The following is a 2,302-nucleotide window of genomic DNA, read 5'->3' as shown; positions in this document are numbered from 1 at the left end:
AGATGTGTATAAGAGACGGGCCGGGGAGGGTGCGGCGGTAGGCGACACGACGGGGGCGACTGCGGGAGATGGCGGAGACCAGGCTGATCCAGGGCCGGTACCAGCTGCTCGATCTGATCGGGCGCGGCGGCATGGGCGAGGTGTGGCGGGCCCGCGACGAGTCCCTGGGCCGGCAGGTCGCCGTCAAGTGCCTCAAACCGCTGGGCCCCCAGCAGGACCGGTCCTTCACCCGCGTCCTGCGTGAACGCTTCCGCCGCGAGGCGCGGGTGGCGGCCTCCCTGCAGCACCGGGGCGTCACCGTCGTGCACGACTTCGGCGAGTCGGAGGGCGTCCTCTACCTCGTGATGGAGCTCCTGGAGGGGCGCAACCTCAGCCAGCTCCTGGAGGACAACCGGCAGCACCCGCTGCCGGTGCCCGACGTCGTCGACATCGCCGAACAGGTCGCCGACGCCCTCGGCTACACCCATCAGCAGGGCATCGTGCACCGCGACCTCAAGCCCGCCAACATCATGCGGCTCCCCGACGGCACGGTGAAGATCTGCGACTTCGGCATCGCCAGGCTCGGCCACGACATCGGCTTCAGCTCACGCCTCACCGGCACCGGTGTCGCCATGGGCACGCCGCACTACATGTCGCCCGAGCAGATCAGCGGCGGGGACGTCGACCACCGCAGCGATCTCTACTCCCTGGGCTGTGTGCTGTACGAAATCGCCACCGGTGCCCCTCCGTTCGACCAGGAGGACGCCTGGGGCGTGCTCGTCGGGCACCGCGACACCGCGCCCGAGCCCCTGCGTACGCACCGGGCCGACCTTCCGGGGTTCTTCGACCGGGTCGTCCTGGACCTGCTCGCCAAGACCCCCGACGGGCGGCCCGCCGACGCCGGTGACCTGCGGCAGCGCATCGCCGTCGGCCGGACGGGCGGGCAGACCCAGGTGCCGGCCGGCGGACGCGTCGTACTCGCTCCGCCCGTCCCCGTCCCCGTGCCCCTGCCCGTCACACTCCCCGCGACGCGGGAGCCCCGACTGCCGGCGTGGACCCGGAACATGACCACGGGTCACAAGGCCGTCGGTGCTGCACCGCCCGGGCCGGCGCCCGTCGACCACACGGCGGGTCTCACCGGGACCTGGACGACCGGGACACAGGCGCGGGCCCTGTCGGGCGTGTTCCCGCCCGCGGGCACCGCGCGCCCCACCCCGTCGCCCGAACTCCTCTCCACGCTGGCGAGCCGGCACAGCGCCGGCCTCAACCTCGCGCGCCTGGGCCACTGGGCGGAGGCCGGCGAGGTGCACCGGTCGGTCGCCGCGACGCGCGAGCAGGCGCTCGGGCCCGACCACCCCGACACCCTCGCCAGCCGCTACGAGGTCGGGTTCACCCTCAGCCGTACCGGACAGGCCGCCGAGGCCCTGCGCGAGTTCGGCACGGTCGCCGACGGCCGCGAACGCGTCCTGGGCCCCGACCACCCGGAGACACTCGCGGCACGGCAGGAGACGGCGTACGTCCTGGGGCAGCTCGGCCGTCACTTCGAGGCCCACCAGGTCTACGCCGCGGTGCTCGCCTCGCGGGAGCGCACCATGGGCCCGGACCACCCGGACACCCTGCGCTGCCGCCACAACCTGGCCTTCAACCTGGGCCGGCTGGGCCGCCTGGAGGACGCCTACCGGGTGGCCCGCGAGGTGGCCGAGGCGCGCAGCCGGCTGCTCGGCGCCGCACACCCCGACACGCTGGTCACCCGCTACGAGGTGGCGTACACCCTGGGCAGGCTGGACCGCTGGGGAGAGGCGCTGCAGACCTACGACGACGTCGCCCGGGCCCGTGCCGTGGCGCTCGGGGCCGACCACCCCGACACCCTCGCCGCCCGTTACGAGATCGGCATCAGCCTCGGCCGGCTGGGCCGCAGCGCCGAGGCGCTGGAGCTGTACCGCGTGCTGGTCGAGGACCGTACCCGCGTGAGTGGCCCCGAGGATCCCGAGACCCTGCGCGCCCGGCACGGACTCGGTGTCAACCTGGGGCGGACGGCGCGCTGGGAGGAGGCGCTGGCCGAGGCCCGAGAGGTCTGCGCCCTGCGCGAGCGCACCCTGGGTCCCGACCACCCCGACACGCTCGTCAGCCGCCGCGAGATCGCCGTGGGCCTCGGCTGGCTGGGCCGGTGGGCCGACGCCCTCACCGACTACCGGAAGGTCGCCGACGCCCGTGAACGGGTCCTGGGCGCCGACCATCCCGACACCCTCGCCGGCCGCAACGACCAGGCCCACTGCCTGGAGCAGCTGGGCCGCGACGTGGAGGCCGTGGAGCTGTACCGGCA

At 74.2% G+C, this 2,302-nt stretch carries 1 protein-coding gene; it reads left to right on the top strand.

The features are described 5' to 3' along the window. Positions 1 to 68: 68 nt before the first annotated feature. Positions 69 to 2,302, top strand: a 2,234-nt coding sequence (locus IH13_RS0122370; protein ID WP_031087150.1) for a serine/threonine-protein kinase, incomplete at its 3' end; no start/stop codon positions are given.

Origin of the sequence: Streptomyces sp. NRRL WC-3549 (genome assembly GCF_000721935.1) — a bacterium.
Classification (GTDB): Bacteria; Actinomycetota; Actinomycetes; order Streptomycetales; family Streptomycetaceae; genus Streptomyces.
This window is presented reverse-complemented; position numbering and strand designations above follow the sequence as displayed.